Origin of the sequence: Mesorhizobium sp. LSJC280B00 (genome assembly GCF_000502835.1) — a bacterium.
GTDB lineage: Bacteria > Pseudomonadota > Alphaproteobacteria > Rhizobiales > Rhizobiaceae > Mesorhizobium.
In genome coordinates this window covers 171,238-185,048 of record NZ_AYVL01000002.1, presented here as the reverse complement: position 1 = coordinate 185,048, position 13,811 = coordinate 171,238, and the positions used below count along the sequence as shown (strand labels likewise).

15 protein-coding genes are annotated in these 13,811 nt (G+C 62.1%); 6 read left to right on the top strand and 9 right to left on the bottom strand.

What is annotated here, in order from left to right; genetic code table 11:
• Positions 1-93 precede the first annotated feature (93 nt).
• From X773_RS43080 to X773_RS43070, 3 genes are all read right to left on the bottom strand, one after another.
• A complete protein-coding gene (locus X773_RS43080; RefSeq protein WP_036238056.1) occupies positions 94-672 on the bottom strand; it encodes a hypothetical protein in 579 nt (192 codons plus the stop codon).
• Positions 673-735: 63 nt separating this feature from the next.
• The gene (gene glyA, locus X773_RS43075; RefSeq protein ID WP_023674490.1) at positions 736-2,049 is read right to left on the bottom strand and encodes a serine hydroxymethyltransferase; all 1,314 of its coding nucleotides are present in this window, start codon (positions 2,047-2,049) and stop codon (positions 736-738) included.
• Between the two features lie 116 nt (positions 2,050-2,165).
• Complete coding sequence (locus tag X773_RS43070; protein ID WP_023674489.1) at positions 2,166-3,812, bottom strand: Na+/H+ antiporter; 1,647 nt, start codon at positions 3,810-3,812, stop codon at positions 2,166-2,168.
• Between X773_RS43070 and X773_RS76175 the strand changes: the two genes are divergently transcribed.
• Positions 3,807-3,944 carry a hypothetical protein gene (locus tag X773_RS76175; RefSeq protein ID WP_156937265.1) on the top strand — a complete coding sequence of 46 codons (138 nt, stop codon included), beginning with the start codon at positions 3,807-3,809 and terminating at the stop codon, positions 3,942-3,944. The two genes, X773_RS43070 and X773_RS76175, sit on opposite strands and share 6 nt — an antisense overlap.
• Here the strand turns inward: X773_RS76175 and X773_RS43065 are convergent.
• The 4 genes from X773_RS43065 to X773_RS43050 all read right to left on the bottom strand — a co-directional run bounded on the left by X773_RS43065 (position 3,941) and on the right by X773_RS43050 (position 7,713).
• Positions 3,941-5,194, bottom strand: coding sequence for a L,D-transpeptidase family protein (locus X773_RS43065; protein ID WP_023674488.1), 1,254 nt, complete (start codon positions 5,192-5,194; stop codon positions 3,941-3,943). The genes X773_RS76175 and X773_RS43065 overlap by 4 nt on opposite strands.
• A 338-nt stretch (positions 5,195-5,532) precedes the next feature.
• Complete coding sequence (locus tag X773_RS43060) at positions 5,533-6,048, bottom strand: winged helix DNA-binding protein (protein ID WP_023674486.1); 516 nt, start codon at positions 6,046-6,048, stop codon at positions 5,533-5,535.
• Between the two features lie 202 nt (positions 6,049-6,250).
• Complete coding sequence (locus X773_RS43055; protein ID WP_023674485.1) at positions 6,251-6,673, bottom strand: DUF6163 family protein; 423 nt, start codon at positions 6,671-6,673, stop codon at positions 6,251-6,253.
• Positions 6,670-7,713 carry an enoyl-CoA hydratase/isomerase family protein gene (locus tag X773_RS43050; RefSeq protein WP_023674484.1) on the bottom strand — a complete coding sequence of 348 codons (1,044 nt, stop codon included), beginning with the start codon at positions 7,711-7,713 and terminating at the stop codon, positions 6,670-6,672. The genes X773_RS43055 and X773_RS43050 overlap by 4 nt, the downstream gene beginning before the upstream one ends.
• 145 nt (positions 7,714-7,858) lie before the next feature.
• Between X773_RS43050 and X773_RS43045 the strand changes: the two genes are divergently transcribed.
• The 3 genes from X773_RS43045 to X773_RS43035 all read left to right on the top strand — a co-directional run bounded on the left by X773_RS43045 (position 7,859) and on the right by X773_RS43035 (position 10,850).
• A complete protein-coding gene (locus tag X773_RS43045; protein WP_023674483.1) occupies positions 7,859-8,683 on the top strand; it encodes a DUF2066 domain-containing protein in 825 nt (274 codons plus the stop codon).
• 87 nt (positions 8,684-8,770) lie between these two features.
• The gene (gene hemB, locus X773_RS43040) at positions 8,771-9,802 is read left to right on the top strand and encodes a porphobilinogen synthase (protein ID WP_023674482.1); all 1,032 of its coding nucleotides are present in this window, start codon (positions 8,771-8,773) and stop codon (positions 9,800-9,802) included.
• A 400-nt stretch (positions 9,803-10,202) separates the two neighbouring features.
• On the top strand, positions 10,203-10,850 hold the full coding sequence (locus tag X773_RS43035) for a dihydrofolate reductase family protein (protein ID WP_023674481.1): 648 nt from the start codon (positions 10,203-10,205) through the stop codon (positions 10,848-10,850).
• A gap of 49 nt (positions 10,851-10,899) precedes the next feature.
• Here the strand turns inward: X773_RS43035 and ppk2 are convergent, their stop codons facing one another.
• Positions 10,900-11,820 carry a polyphosphate kinase 2 gene (gene ppk2 / locus X773_RS43030; protein WP_023674480.1) on the bottom strand — a complete coding sequence of 307 codons (921 nt, stop codon included), beginning with the start codon at positions 11,818-11,820 and terminating at the stop codon, positions 10,900-10,902.
• Positions 11,821-12,100: 280 nt separating this feature from the next.
• On the opposite strand from ppk2, the gene X773_RS43025 reads away from it, so the two are divergent.
• The gene (locus X773_RS43025; RefSeq protein ID WP_023674479.1) at positions 12,101-13,144 is read left to right on the top strand and encodes an aldo/keto reductase; all 1,044 of its coding nucleotides are present in this window, start codon (positions 12,101-12,103) and stop codon (positions 13,142-13,144) included.
• 113 nt (positions 13,145-13,257) lie between these two features.
• Positions 13,258-13,416 carry a hypothetical protein gene (locus X773_RS74205; RefSeq protein WP_023674478.1) on the top strand — a complete coding sequence of 53 codons (159 nt, stop codon included), beginning with the start codon at positions 13,258-13,260 and terminating at the stop codon, positions 13,414-13,416.
• Between the two features lie 51 nt (positions 13,417-13,467).
• Here X773_RS74205 and X773_RS43020 read toward each other — a convergent pair whose 3' ends face one another.
• Complete coding sequence (locus tag X773_RS43020) at positions 13,468-13,725, bottom strand: DUF982 domain-containing protein (RefSeq protein WP_023674477.1); 258 nt, start codon at positions 13,723-13,725, stop codon at positions 13,468-13,470.
• Positions 13,726-13,811 lie beyond the last annotated feature (86 nt).

Here is a 13,811-nt window from a genome sequence, read left to right as displayed (position 1 = left end):
GGCAAAGTATGGCCGATGACCGATCGCGTCTCAGAGATAGCGAGGCGCGAGGAAAATTGCGAGAGCGGCAATCAGTTGACAGCGGTCCGCCAATCAGGGCGCGACGTCGCCGGTCGGGAAGCCGCAAGACGTGCCGAGATAGCGATAGGCCTTGGTGAAGCCGTCCATCGATATGGTCGCGACCGGCTTGTCGGCGAAGCTGACATCGAGGGCGCTGGTGCGGCGCATGGCGCGCAGTACCGCGAGCGTGGTCTCGGACTTGTTGTCTATCATCCACTGTCCGTCGGCGATAAGACGAAAACCGGCCTTGATCTTGTCGTTGACGTCCCGGAACACCACCGGGATGTTATCGCCCTTGGGCAAGTCACTGTTTCTCACGGCGATGATGAGGCTCGGATAACCATCGGGTGGCAATACGTCGCCATTCGAGATGGCCAGTGTAAGGGTGCCGCTGGTGCCGTTTGCGTCGAAAAAGACCGTCGACGCGGCGCAGGTCTTGCGCACATCCTCACCGGTGTTGACCTCGTCCATCGTGGTGGACCACCTGCCGAAGGTCTCTGTCTTGGGTGTTGCCGGGGTTGGCTCGGTCTGCGCCAAGGCGCGGCCGGACAGCTGCAGAATAGCCGATGCCAGCAAGGCACCAAAGCCGGCGAAACGGAAAGTTTGCATCATTAAGCTTCTCCGCAGTTGCCTTGCTGTCGCACCGGAGTTGTCACGGGCGACACTCCGCGTCGGTCAACCAAGATACGGGTAAAGCGGAAAACGATCGGTCAATGCCGCCACATTGGCCTTCACGGTCGCCTCGACGGCCGCATTGCCCTCGTCGGAATTGGCGACCTTCAGCCCATCCAGCACTTCGGCGATCAGCTTGCCGATCTCGCGGAACTCGGCCTGACCGAAGCCGCGCGTGGTGCCGGCCGGCGTGCCGAGCCGAACGCCCGATGTCACGAAAGGCTTTTCCGGATCGAAGGGGATGCCGTTCTTGTTGCAGGTGATGTTGGCGCGGCCAAGGGCAGCCTCGGCGCGCTTGCCGGTGGCGTTCTTGGGACGCAGGTCGACCAACATCAGATGGTTGTCGGTGCCGCCGGAGACGATGTCGAGACCGGTTTCCTGCAGACTGGAGGCCAGCGCCTTGGCATTGGCGACGACGCTCTCCGCATAGATCTTGAAGCTCGGCTTCAGCGCCTCGCCCAGAGCCACCGCCTTTGCGGCGATCACATGCATCAGCGGTCCACCCTGCAGGCCGGGGAAGACGGCCGAATTCATCTTCTTGGCAATATCCTCGTCATTGCAAAGGATCATGCCGCCGCGCGGCCCGCGCAGCGATTTGTGCGTCGTGGTGGTGACCACATGGGCATGCGGCAGCGGCGACGGATGCATGCCGCCGGCGACCAGGCCGGCGATGTGAGCCATGTCGACCATCAGATAGGCACCGATCGAATCGGCGATCTCGCGAAAACGCTTCCAGTCCCAGACACGTGAATAGGCTGTGCCGCCGGCCAGGATCAATTTCGGCCTGGTCTCATGGGCGGTCTTCTCGATCGCATCCATGTCGAGCAGATGATCGTCCCGGCGCACGCCATAGGAGACGACCTTGAACCATTTGCCGCTCATATTGACCGGCGAGCCATGTGTCAGGTGTCCGCCGGAATTGAGGTCGAGGCCCATGAAGGTGTCGCCGGGCTGCAGCAACGCCAGGAACACCGCCTGGTTCATCTGGCTGCCGGAATTCGGCTGGACGTTGGCGAAGTTGCAGCCGAACAGCTTTTTCGCGCGTTCGATGGCCAGTTCCTCGGCGACATCGACGAATTGGCAGCCGCCATAGTAGCGCTTGCCCGGATAGCCCTCGGCATATTTGTTGGTCATGATCGACCCCTGTGCCTCGAGCACGGCACGCGAGACGATATTTTCCGAGGCAATCAGCTCGATCTCGTGGCGCTGGCGGCCGAGTTCGTTGCGGATTGCGCCGAAAATCTCGGGGTCGGCATCGGCAAGCGTGGTTTCGAAAAAGGATTCGAATTTGTTCGACACTGCCGCTGCTGTTGCCATGGGTTGAAATCCTCAAGGTTCGGGGTCTGTCGCGCCATTAACACAGTTGCTTTCGGCCCGCCACGTTTGCAGCGCGAAATTTGCTGGCCGGATTGCGCCAGAGAGACTGGCAGCCTCTATTTCCTTGCCTGCCGGCCCTTCAGCAGGGCCTCGGTGAGCGTGATCTCGGTGAACAGCGCCTGCATCGTATGGTCGTTAATCTGGCCGCTGCGAAACATTGCGCGAACCGCTGCGCGTTCGGCCTCAATGCCCGCCAGCCTCAATTCGAGTTCCAGCCGTCCGGCCTCGCGGGCCTCGGCGCGCGCCTCGTCGGCTTCGTCGGAGGCAGCGATGCGGCGACGGTAGCCGGCGACGATGCTGTCGGCGGTGGCAAGCCGGGCGCCGGGTGTTTCCCCTTCATCGCCGTCGGTCGCGCCGGCCATGCTCTCGATGCGGGCGATGGCGGCCTTGGCCGCGCCCACGCGCGCAAGACGCTCCTCGGCAGCGCCAGGATCCTCGCCCGGCTCGACCAGCCCTCGTGCCACCTTGGGTAAGGCAAGGCTGGCAATGAGCAATGAGCAGATGATGACGCCTGCGGCGAGGAAGATCACCACGTCGCGCGCCGGAAAGGGCGAACCATTCGGCATGGCGAGCGGCAGCGACAGGATGCCGGCCAGCGTGATGGCGCCGCGCACGCCGGCAACAGAGCCGGCGATCCGAACGCGCAGCCCGAACGGCTCGGCCTTCTGCTCGCGTAATCGCGCTGAGACGCGCGTCGCAATGTCGCCGACCCAGATCCACAGGAAGCGCAGCCCGATCAGGCATAGTGTCAGCGCGACCACCGTGGCGATTGGCTGGATGACCGGATAGCGGCTGCCGAGCTCAGGCGGCACGTTGCCGATGATTTCGGGAAGCTGCAACCCGAGCAGGATGAACAGCGCGCCGTTGAAGACGAAGGATAGCGTCGTCCACAGCGATACGGTCTGTATGCGTGCCGAGACGCCGAGAAAGCGGAAAATCCCGGAGCCGCCGGTGAGCACTCCGGCCGTGACCGCCGCCAGAATGCCCGAGGCGCCGACATTCTCGGCGCCGAGATAGGCGATGAACGGCAGCAGGACCATGACCAGCACCTGCACCTCGGCCGGCACGCCGCCGATACGGTTCAGCAATTGCAGCGCCTTGGCGGCGACGAACAAGGCAGCCACGCCGGCCAGGATGCCGGCAGCGACGGCATAGAGGAAAGTCACGGACGCCGCGACGAAGGAGAAGCTGCCGGTCAAGGCAGCTGCCACCGCAAAGCGGAACATCACGAGGCCCGACGCATCGTTGAGCAGCGCCTCGCCCTCCAGGATGTGCATCAGCCGAGCCGGGACCAGGCTCTTGTCGACGATCGAGGAGACGGCCACCGCATCCGTCGGGGACAGCACCGCAGCAAGTGCGAAAGCGACGACGAGCGGGATGCTCGGGACAAGCCAGTGCAAAGCGTAGCCGAAGCCGACAATGGTGAAGAAGACCAGCCCGATGGCGAGGTCGAGGATCGGCCCGCGCAGCGCGATCAGTTCGCGCTTGGGCGCACCATAGGCGTCGCTGAACAGCAGCGGTGGGATGAACACCAGCAGAAACAGCTCGGGATCGATCTCGACATGCATTCCGCGCACCGGCCAAGCCAGTGCCGCGCCGATGGCGATCTGCAGCACAGGTAGCGGAACCCGCACCGGCCGGACCAGCGCGCCCGAAACGGCGACGAAGATAAGCACGACCAGAATGAACATTGCGACATGCATGATGCGATTTCCGAATACGGCGCCGCGCGTTCTTTTGCCGGCGATCAGTCCAGCAAAGCTTGCCGCGAAAGACTCGGCAACGAAAAAGGCCGCCCTTCCGGCGGCCTTTTGCAAATGAACTCAGCTGCTTAGAGCGCGGATGTGATCTGCAGCTCGTTGGCTCCGTCGAGGCCGTAAATGTCGTCACGGAACTGGACCACGCCCGGCCCTGTCGACCAGGCCGAGACGTAGAGAAAATAAACCGGCACCGGATTGGTGACCTGCACCGGCGTGTTCTCCCCGGTCTTGATCGCCGCCTCGAAATGCTGGCGATCCCAGCCCGGTGTGTCGCGCAGAATCCAGGTGACGAGGTCGCGCACGTTCTGGACCCGCACGCAGCCAGAGGAATCGAAGCGCATCAGCTTGCCGAACAGGCTCTGCTGCGGCGTGTCGTGCATGTAGACGCCGTCCGGGCTGGGGAAATTGATCTTGACCGAGGCCATCGCGTTGCCGGAACCGGGATCCTGGCGGAAGCGGTATTTGGCGGCATCGTCGGTCGACCAGTCGACCGTCATTGGGTCGACCTCGCTGCCGTCCGGCGCAAACAGGCGGATATGGCTATCCTTGAGATAGTTGGGGTCCTTCCGCATCAGCGGAATGATGTCCTTGCGCACGATCGAGACCGGCGCGTTCCAGTACGGATTGACGATGATTTCGTTGATCTTGGAATTGACGATCGGCGTCTGGCGATCGATCTTGCCGACGATTGCGGTGTGGCGCAGCACAACGCGGTCGTTCTCGACTGCCTCGATCTGCGCCGCCGGGATGTCGACCAGAACATAGCGGTTGCCAAGCGTGCCGGCCCGCTCACGCAGCCGTTGCAGATTGGTCTGCAGCTGACCAAGCCGAACCGGCGCCGACACGTTCATTGCCGCGAAAGTATATTTGCCCGTGGTTCCGTCGGCCGGCAAGCCGTGACGCAACTGGAAGCGCTTGAGCGCCGAGTCGACGTAAGAATCGAACGCTTCCGAGAGCCCGGCGCTCTGCGCCAGATCGCCCGATATCATCAAGCGCCTGCGCAGCGGCACCACATCGGGATCCTCGACGCCAAGCTGCAGCTTCTTGGTGTCTGGAACCTGCTCCCAGCCGCCTTGCGCGACGATATTCTGATACTGCATGATCGCCTGCTCGGTGAAGGACACCGTCTGCAGGCTGAAGATCGGCAGCGTCGAGGCAACCTTGCCGCCTTCGCTGGCACGCGCATCGAATTGGTCGTCCCAATTGCCGCGCGCCGAGGATTTCAGGATATCCCCGATCACATCCTGCGCACTGGCGCGGCCGGCGACCATTGCGGCTGCGAGCGCGGAGGCTCCTGAAAGGAAGAAACGGCGGCTGGTTCTCATGGACGTTCCAGACATTCTTGCTACAATTCAACCCACCGGGCGGTCTCGCCCGCACTCTAGAGTTGGCTTCTTAACAATTAGCCAACCATGGCCCGCATCACTTCGGTGTAAAACCACATGGGAAGTGACTTGAGCACAGGACAAATGCACGGCTTTGGCCCCAGCATCACCCGCATCTTCGGTTCCATTGGAATATGGCGGCAACGTGGCTGTTGCTCGAATTTGGATCGGCCGGCCTGACGAAACGGCAAGACCGGTGCTTTTCGGCACCGGCCTTTGGTCCACTCCGCGGCAGCATTTCCGTAGTCCAGCTTCAGATCTTGATGCGGCGGATGCGATTACATCCGGTAGGCGATGGTATCGTTCCAGAACCGATCCAGGCGCTGCAGGGCGCGGTTCATCTGCTTGAACTCTTCCGTGTTGATGCCGCCAACCTGCTCGATCGAACCGACATGGCGCTCGTAGAGGCCGGCGACGACTTCCGCCACCTCATTGCCCTTCGGCGTCAGCGAAACCCGCACCGAACGGCGGTCGATGCGCGAGCGCTGGTGGTTGATGAAGCCGAGATCGACCAGCTTCTTCAGATTGTAGGAGACATTCGAGCCGAGATAATAGCCGCGCGAGCGCAGTTCGCCGGCGGTCAGCTCCGAATTGCCGATGTTGAACAGGAGCAGCGCCTGGATGGCGTTGATGTCGGAGCGACCGTTGCGGTCGAATTCGTCCTTGATCACGTCAAGCAGACGGCGATGCAGCCGCTCGACCAGCTGCAGCGATTCCATGTACAGCGAACGGATCGCCTCGCGGCGGTCATCGGATACGTTGGCGGTCTTCGCCGCCGGACGCGAATTGATCATTGTCTTTGCCTCTCGTTTGTCGCCCGGTGATTTTTTGTTCTTCACCTTGATCGCGACACTATCGAATACTCATAAAATTCGACTTAAACGCCAAGGCTAACAAGAGCTTACCGGTAAGGGGTTTCGAAAGAGGCTTAACGGACGGTCACCCGAGCAAGGATAATTAACCTAAAGATTTAGCCAACGATCCTGGCCGGAATTGCTATCGCCGGGGTTGCCGCTTCTGGATCCAGATCACCACGCGGAACACTATGTAGAGCAGCGCCACCGCAAGGTGCGAGGCGACGATCAGCGGCCGGTGGCCGAACAGCTCGGGGAAGCCGGCATACATGACGCACTCGGTCACCGCGCAGATGAACCAGATCACCGGCCCCCAGGACGCCAGCATCCAGAGGCCGGCGGCAGCGAACGGAAAAAACACCGCCAGCACCACCGCCGCCACCTGCCAGTGCACCGGCATCAGGTCGAAGCGCCACAACGGGCCGGGGTAAAAGCCGATCAGCCGGATCCAGTACAAGATGCCGAACAGCAGACAGTAGCCGGCGATGACGCGCTGGAACCAGGCGAAGATGACCTCGATCGTCGAGGGCTGCAGCACCACGCGTCTCGAGGCGACCTCGCTCACAGCTTCAGTTCCCGTTCGCCGAGCGGTGCGAAATAGGCGTCGACGTTGGCGGCGCTGACGTCATCGATGCCTGCCGGCCGCCATTGCGGCGTCGAGCCTTTATCGATGATGGCGGCGCGGATACCTTCATAGAAGTCGTGCCCGGCAAGCATGCGGTTGAGGATACGGAACTCCATTTTCATGCACTCGTCCATCGACAACGTCTGCCCGGCGCTGATCTGGCGCCATGCAACATGCAAGCTGGTCGGTGAACGTGTGCGGATGGTGGCCAGCGTCTTTGCCGCGAACTCGTCGGCAGCGGCTGCCCGCTCCAGGCTAGCGACGATATCGGCCAGCGACGGCTGCGCGAAATGCCGGGCGATGGCTTCCAGCGTCGGCCTGTCGGTCTCGCGCCTGGCCGGGACGAAGCAGCCGCGCAGCACCGATTCCGGGTCGCCGCTTTCCGCCAGACGGTCGAGGAAGCCGGCCTGGCCCTCCGCCTTGATCGTATGGGTGGCGAGGCCCGACCACAAAGCATCGCCATAGCGGATGCGGTTGCCGGTCAGCGCCAGATACATGCCGAAGCTGCCGCCGAGATCCGGCAACAGATGGCTGGCGCCGACATCCGGGAAAAAGCCGATGCCGACCTCGGGCATGGCAAACTGGGCGTTCTCGGTCAGCACTCGCTGCGAGCCATGGAAGGAGATACCTACGCCGCCGCCCATGACGATGCCGTCGATCACCGCGACATAGGGTTTCTTGAAGCGGGCGATGCGGGCATTCAGCCGGTATTCATCGGCGAAGAAATCGACCGGAGGCCTTCCTGCGCGGCCGGCTTCGTAGATGTGGAGGATGTCGCCGCCCGCCGAAAATGCCCTGCCCTCGGCCTTGACGACGACAACGTCGACGCCGTCGTCGCGCTCCCAACTGCGCAGCGCCTTGTCCAGCGCCTTGACCATGCGGTGGGTTACGGCATTGAGCGCCTGCGGCCGCGTCAGCGTGACGACGCCGGCCCTGCCCAATCTTTCGAAGCGAATCTCGTCGCCTCCGCCAAAATCCATCGCCAGAGAATCCCTCCCCGCGCCCGCCGGGAGTGAAGTGCTAAAGCGTGGCGCATGGCCGCGTCAATGGCGGCGCCCAATCCGCTGCATGGTCGTCGGCGTCACCCAGTGCTAATGCTGGCGCTTTGAACCGGAAGGTTGAACCATGCCTTGGTTGCCGCGCCTTGCTGTTGTGGTGGTCGGCCTGATCGCTGCGAACGCTCCTCCCGTATCGGCCGGAACCGTCGACGAGCTCTATCAATCGCAGACCATCGTCACCGGCCAGGGCGAGGTCAACAGGCAGATCGGTTTCAAGGCCTGCCTCGATGCGGTGCTGGTTCGTGTGTCCGGCGATCAGCGGCTGCCGAAGAGAACTGAGATGGCGGCGCTGCGCGACAAGGCCGGCAGCTTCGTTGCCGAATTCCGCTATCGCGACCGTCTCGAAGGCATTCCGGTCCATGACGAACAGGGCACCCATGACCGGCCGCACGATCTCACTTGTCTGTACAGGCCTGACGTTATCGATCCGGTGCTTGCCACGCTCGGCAGCAAACCATGGCTTGGCGAGCGGCCACGCCTGGTAATTTTCCTGGCGGCGGAGCAAGGCACAAGGCAGTTCGTGCTGACCGCCGACGATGAGCGCGGGGCGGCGATGCGCGAATCGTTCGTCAACGCCACCGGTCCGCTGGTCATGCGGATTGTGTTTCCCGAAGCGTCGCTGCTATCGGCCTCAAAGCTTAACGACCAGGCCCTGCGCCATGCCGATATCACGACGCTGGACCAGCTTGCCAGGAAGGCCGGAGCCGACCAGGCGCTCGCCGGCAGTATCGTCTGGAGCGACAAGGAACTGGGCTGGATAGCCGACTGGCGGCTTGCCTTGAATGGCAAGAGCTACAATTGGCAAGTGCGCGGCGTCAGCTTCGACGAGGCATTCCGCGTCGCCATGCGGGGTGCTGCGCAGATCCTATCGGGCAATGGGCAACCAGAATAGCGCCCGACAGGACCGCTGGCACAATCGTGTCGCATTGGTCAGCAGCGAAAGCTCGTGGTAAAAGCCGCCCGATCCGGAGTTTTTGCGATGAACAAATTCACCCCTGCAAAGCCTGCCGGCGCGCGCAGCGTCGACGAGATCACCGGCAGCCGGCGGCTGCGGCGCATGCGCAAGGCCGATTGGTCGCGCCGCCTTGTCCAGGAGAACCGGCTGTCGGTCGACGATCTGATCTGGCCGATCTTCGTCGTCGACGGCAGACAAGTGCGCGAACCGATCGTCGCCATGCCCGGCGTGTTCCGCCTGTCGCTAGACCTCGCCGTCAAGGAGGCTGAGCGCGCGGCCAAGCTTGGTATTCCGGCGATCGCCACTTTCCCCAATGTGGAGCTCGGCCTGCGCGATCAGACCGGTTCGCATATCCTCGATCCGGAAAACATCATCAACCGTGCCACCCGCGCCATCAAGCACGCGGTGCCGGAGATCGGCATCATCACCGACGCCGCGCTTGACCCTTTCACCTCCCATGGCCATGACGGCATCTTGCGCGAGGGCATTATCGTCAATGATGAAACGGTGGAGCAGGTGACGGCGGCGGCAGTCATCCAGGCGGCGGCGGGGGCCGACATCATTGCCCCCTCGGACATGATGGACGGCCGGATCGGTGCCATCCGCGATGCGCTCGACGCCAATGGATTTCAGGATGTGGCGATCATGTCCTATGCGACCAAGTTCGCATCCGCCTTTTACGGCCCCTATCGTGAGGCGGTCGGCACCGCCGGCCTGCTCAAGGGCGACAAGAAGACCTATTACATCGACCACGCCAATTCCGACGAAGCGGTGCGCGAGGCCGAGCAGGATCTCGCCGAGGGCGCCGACATGCTGATGGTCAAGCCCGGCCTGCCCTATCTCGACATCATCCGGCGGCTGAAGGACGAGTTGCAGATGCCGACCTTCGCCTATCAGGTCTCGGGCGAATATTCGATGATCAAGGCCGCCGCCGCCAATGGCTGGATCGATGGCGAAAAGGCGATGCTGGAATCGCTGCTCGCCTTCAAGCGCGCCGGCTGCGACGGGATTCTCACCTACTTTGCGCCCGAAGTGGCGGCGATGCTCAAGGGGTGATGCGCCTTTGTAGCGTCTGCATCGAGTAGTGTTCGTTCGTCCAAAGCGCGACATGGAACGCCGCAGGACATCGCTTCAAGTTTACGCTGCCCCTCGTTGCCCTGCCGGGCATTTCTCCCCGTAAAGTGGCAGGGAGAAAGACGCGTTCGTAAAAGATTTCACCAATCTCCAGCGTTGCAAAAACATCGACGTTGCGGCCAGCCCCTTCTCCCCGTCACTATACAGGGAGAAGCTGCCGGCAGGCGGATGACGGGCGGCGCCGACATTGAGATTGGTTATTCCAACATGATTTGGAAGCGACTGCCCCGCCGGCGATTCAAAATACCGCTTGCAAAATGCAATCAGTTAAGCTACCCCGATAACTGCTTGCATCTCACAATTGGTTATCGAGGAGGCTCTCATGTCCAAACTTCGCGTCAGCGCTTTCACCTTGTCGATCGACGGCTTCGGCGCCGGTCCCGACCAAGACCTGAAGAACCCGCTGGGTGTTGGCGGGGAAGCCCTGCACGAATGGATGTTCGGCACCCGCACCTTCCGCAAGATGGTCCTCGGCAAGGATGGCGGGACCACGGACACTGACGAGGCGTTCGCGGCACGCAGCTTCGAAAATGTCGGCGCATGGATCCTCGGCCGCAACATGTTTGGGCCGATCCGCGGCGAATGGCCGGATGACAGCTGGAAAGGCTGGTGGGGTGACAACCCACCCTACCACGTGCCGGTCTTCGTGCTCACGCACCATGCGCGTGATCCCATTGTCATGGAGGGCGGCACGACCTTCTATTTCGTGACCGACGGCATCCACTCAGCGCTGGAGAAGGCGAAAGCAGTGGCTGACGGCAAGGATGTACGGCTGGGCGGTGGCGTTTCTGCGATCCGGCAATATCTCAAGGAAAAGCTCATCGACGAAATGCATCTGGCGATCTCACCGGTCCTGCTAGGCGCCGGCGAGAGCCTTTTTGCCGGCATCGACATGCCCAAGCTCGGCTATCGCTGCAGCGAGCAGGTCGCGACGCCGAAGGCCACGCATGTCATCATCGAGCGCACCTAGCTTGTTGCAGGGCGCCGCCATGGAGGCGGCGCCCTCCTCGCCGCTTTAGTCAGTACTTCTCCGGCACATACAGTTCGCGCGGCAGTACCTGGCGCTCGTATTCGGGATTGAAGACGCGCTCCGGCAGTGTGATCTCTTCGTGCGGCACCTCCTCATAGGGCATCTGCTTGAGGAGATGGTCGATGCAGTTCAGCCGTGCCCGCTTCTTGTCGTTGCCCTCGACGATGAACCACGGGGCTTCCGGGATATTGGTGCGGGCGAACGTTTCTTCCTTGGCCTTGGTGTACTGCTCCCAGCGCACGCGCGACTGGAGGTCCATCGGCGACAGTTTCCATTGCTTCATCGGGTCATGGATGCGCATCAAAAAGCGCATCTGCTGCTCCTCGTCAGTGATCGAAAACCAGTATTTGACAAGCGTAATGCCTGAGCGGACCAGCATGCGTTCGAAATCCGGAACGTCGCGGAAGAACTCCTCGACCTGATCCGGCTGGGCAAAGCCCATTACCCGCTCGACGCCGGAGCGGTTGTACCAAGAGCGGTCGAACAGCACGATCTCGCCGCCGGCCGGCAGATGCGGAACGTAGCGCTGGAAATACCATTGCGACTTCTCGCGCTCGGTCGGCGCCGGAAGTGCTGCGACGCGGCAGATGCGCGGATTAAGCCTCTGGGTGATGCGCTTGATAACACCACCCTTGCCCGCCGAGTCGCGGCCCTCGAAAACCACGACGAGCTTCTTCTTGTGATAGGCGACCCAGGATTGCAGCTTGATCAATTCGGATTGCAGCGTGATGAGATCGCGAAAATACTGCAGGCGGTCGATCGATGGCGGATGTGCATTCTTGTAGATCTTGGCGATCTCCATCGACAGCACCGGCTCCGAGATTTCCAGCTCATGATCTTCGTCGAGCGTGTCGGCGAGTTCCGCTTCCAGCCAGTCCCTGGCCGGGGAATTCTGTTTTATCTCGGTCATTTGCGCTGCTCCGCTTACAGGCCTTGCCGGCCGCTGTCAGGCGCTCTGCCGCCCGGCCCGGCGGCCGGAAATCGAAGCGCTGGACCGATGTTAGTATAGGCCGGCAATGACGGTTTTATTGCAGCCACTACTGCGCTGGCTATGCGTTCAATCCGCAAGATGTGATCGAGCTTGCCCTGCGGGGCGGGCGACAAGCGGAACGAATTATCCTACAAATGCCCGGTTCACTGAGGGGCTGTCGTTTGCAACGCCCTTTCCCGATAAATCGTGAGGATACGACATGGAATACCGCACTCTCGGCCGTTCCGGGCTGAAGGTTTCGACCCTGACAATGGGCACCATGACATTCGGCGGCGGCGGCGCGTTTTCGGCGGTTGGCAAGACCGACCTCGACGAGGCGCGTCGGATGATCGACCTTTGCATCGATGCCGGCGTCAATGTCATCGACACCGCCAACGTCTATTCGAACGGGGTGTCGGAAGAGATCATCGGCGAGGCGCTCGGCGGCAAGCGCAAGGGCGACGTGTTGATCGCCTCCAAGGCGCGCATGCGGATCGGCAAAGGCCCCAATGATGAAGGCCTGTCGCGCTACCATTTGGTCCGCGAATGCGAAAGGAGCCTTAAGCGGCTCAGGACGGATGTCATCGACATCTATTTCCTGCACGAGTGGGATGGCCTGACACCGCTCGAGGAAACCATCGCCGCGCTCGACACGCTGGTCGCGCAGGGCAAGGTCCGCTATGTCGGCTGTTCCAATTATTCCGGCTGGCAGGTGATGAAGGGGCTTGGCATCAGCGATCATCATCACCAGCCGCGCTTCGTCACCCAGCAGATCCACTACACGCTGGAAGCGCGCGAGGCCGAGTATGAATTGTTGCCGATCTCGGTCGACCAGGGGCTCGGCGTGCTGGTCTGGAGCCCGCTTGCCGGCGGGTTGCTGTCCGGCAAATACCACCGTGACCAGCCGACCGCCCGCCAGCTCAGCGGCTGGTCGGAACCGCCGATCCGCGACGAGGACCGGCTGTGGCGGATCGTCGACGTGCTGATCGATATCGGCAAGAACCACGGCGTGTCGGCAGCGCAGGTGGCGCTTGCCTGGCTACTCGGCCGGCCCGCCGTCAGCTCATTGGTGATCGGCGGACGAACCGAAGCGCATTTCAAAGACAATATCGCCGCTGCAAGCCTGGTGCTTGGCGATGAGGAGCGCACACGCCTCGATGCGGTCAGCAGGCCGCCCGTGCTCTATCCCTACTGGCACCAGCAGTTCACCGCAAAGGACCGGTTCGGTCCGGCCGATCTCGTCCTCGACCGCGACGGCGCCTGAAAAGCCGGGCTCTCCGGACTGCGCGGAGATATGGAGCCCGATCGTGCCTTGCGCTGTTGTGTTTGCGGTCCAATGCTCCTAGGCAAAGGCCAAGCACAATGAAAGGAAACGATATGGCACGAGCACCGAACTACGGTCAGGAACGCAAGGAACGCGACCGGCAGAAGGCTGCCAAGAAGGCGGAAAAGCAGGCTGCCAAGGTCGCAGCCAAGGAGCGATCGAAGCCCGAGGGCGAGAGAGAGTCCCAAACCAAAACCGAAACGGCCGAGTGATGACGCCCGGCCTGTCAGGCGGTCCGCGCCTCGGTCAAATCCCGCTATGCCTCAGGCGGGCGCCTTGTCGCTGACGAAGACGTTCACTTCACGAGCGGCGGCAATGAAGGCCCGTCTTGCGTTCATGGCCGGCTTGTCGCCGGCCAGCGCATCATGACAGGCTTGCAACGCTTCGCGGTGCTTGGGGCTGCGCTTGCCGGGCCAATTGTTGAGGAGGTAGTCGGAAGCCTCGCGGGCCGTACGCAAGAGCTGATTGCTTCCCGCCGCGCCCTTGACGGTCACGGGTGTGTCAAATCGGTTGTTTTCCATCGCTGCTCTTACGCCATCGGCATTTGCGAAGCGAGACCGAAAGTAGCATTCTTCGCTCATCTGCTCTTTTCGTGATCAATGGCAGC

Coding starts and splice junctions, on each gene's coding strand:
- X773_RS43025 (WP_023674479.1), top strand. CDS start 12,101: ATGGAATACCGCACTCTCGGCCGTTCCGGGCTGAAGGTTTCGACCCTG.
- X773_RS76175 (WP_156937265.1), top strand. CDS start 3,807: ATGCATGATGCGATTTCCGAATACGGCGCCGCGCGTTCTTTTGCCGGC.
- X773_RS43045 (WP_023674483.1), top strand. CDS start 7,859: ATGCCTTGGTTGCCGCGCCTTGCTGTTGTGGTGGTCGGCCTGATCGCT.
- X773_RS74205 (WP_023674478.1), top strand. CDS start 13,258: ATGGCACGAGCACCGAACTACGGTCAGGAACGCAAGGAACGCGACCGG.
- X773_RS43060 (WP_023674486.1), bottom strand. CDS start 6,048: ATGATCAATTCGCGTCCGGCGGCGAAGACCGCCAACGTATCCGATGAC.
- glyA (WP_023674490.1), bottom strand. CDS start 2,049: ATGGCAACAGCAGCGGCAGTGTCGAACAAATTCGAATCCTTTTTCGAA.
- X773_RS43065 (WP_023674488.1), bottom strand. CDS start 5,194: ATGAGAACCAGCCGCCGTTTCTTCCTTTCAGGAGCCTCCGCGCTCGCA.
- hemB (WP_023674482.1), top strand. CDS start 8,771: ATGAACAAATTCACCCCTGCAAAGCCTGCCGGCGCGCGCAGCGTCGAC.
- X773_RS43020 (WP_023674477.1), bottom strand. CDS start 13,725: ATGGAAAACAACCGATTTGACACACCCGTGACCGTCAAGGGCGCGGCG.
- X773_RS43035 (WP_023674481.1), top strand. CDS start 10,203: ATGTCCAAACTTCGCGTCAGCGCTTTCACCTTGTCGATCGACGGCTTC.
- ppk2 (WP_023674480.1), bottom strand. CDS start 11,820: ATGACCGAGATAAAACAGAATTCCCCGGCCAGGGACTGGCTGGAAGCG.
- X773_RS43070 (WP_023674489.1), bottom strand. CDS start 3,812: ATGCATGTCGCAATGTTCATTCTGGTCGTGCTTATCTTCGTCGCCGTT.
- X773_RS43050 (WP_023674484.1), bottom strand. CDS start 7,713: ATGGATTTTGGCGGAGGCGACGAGATTCGCTTCGAAAGATTGGGCAGG.
- X773_RS43080 (WP_036238056.1), bottom strand. CDS start 672: ATGATGCAAACTTTCCGTTTCGCCGGCTTTGGTGCCTTGCTGGCATCG.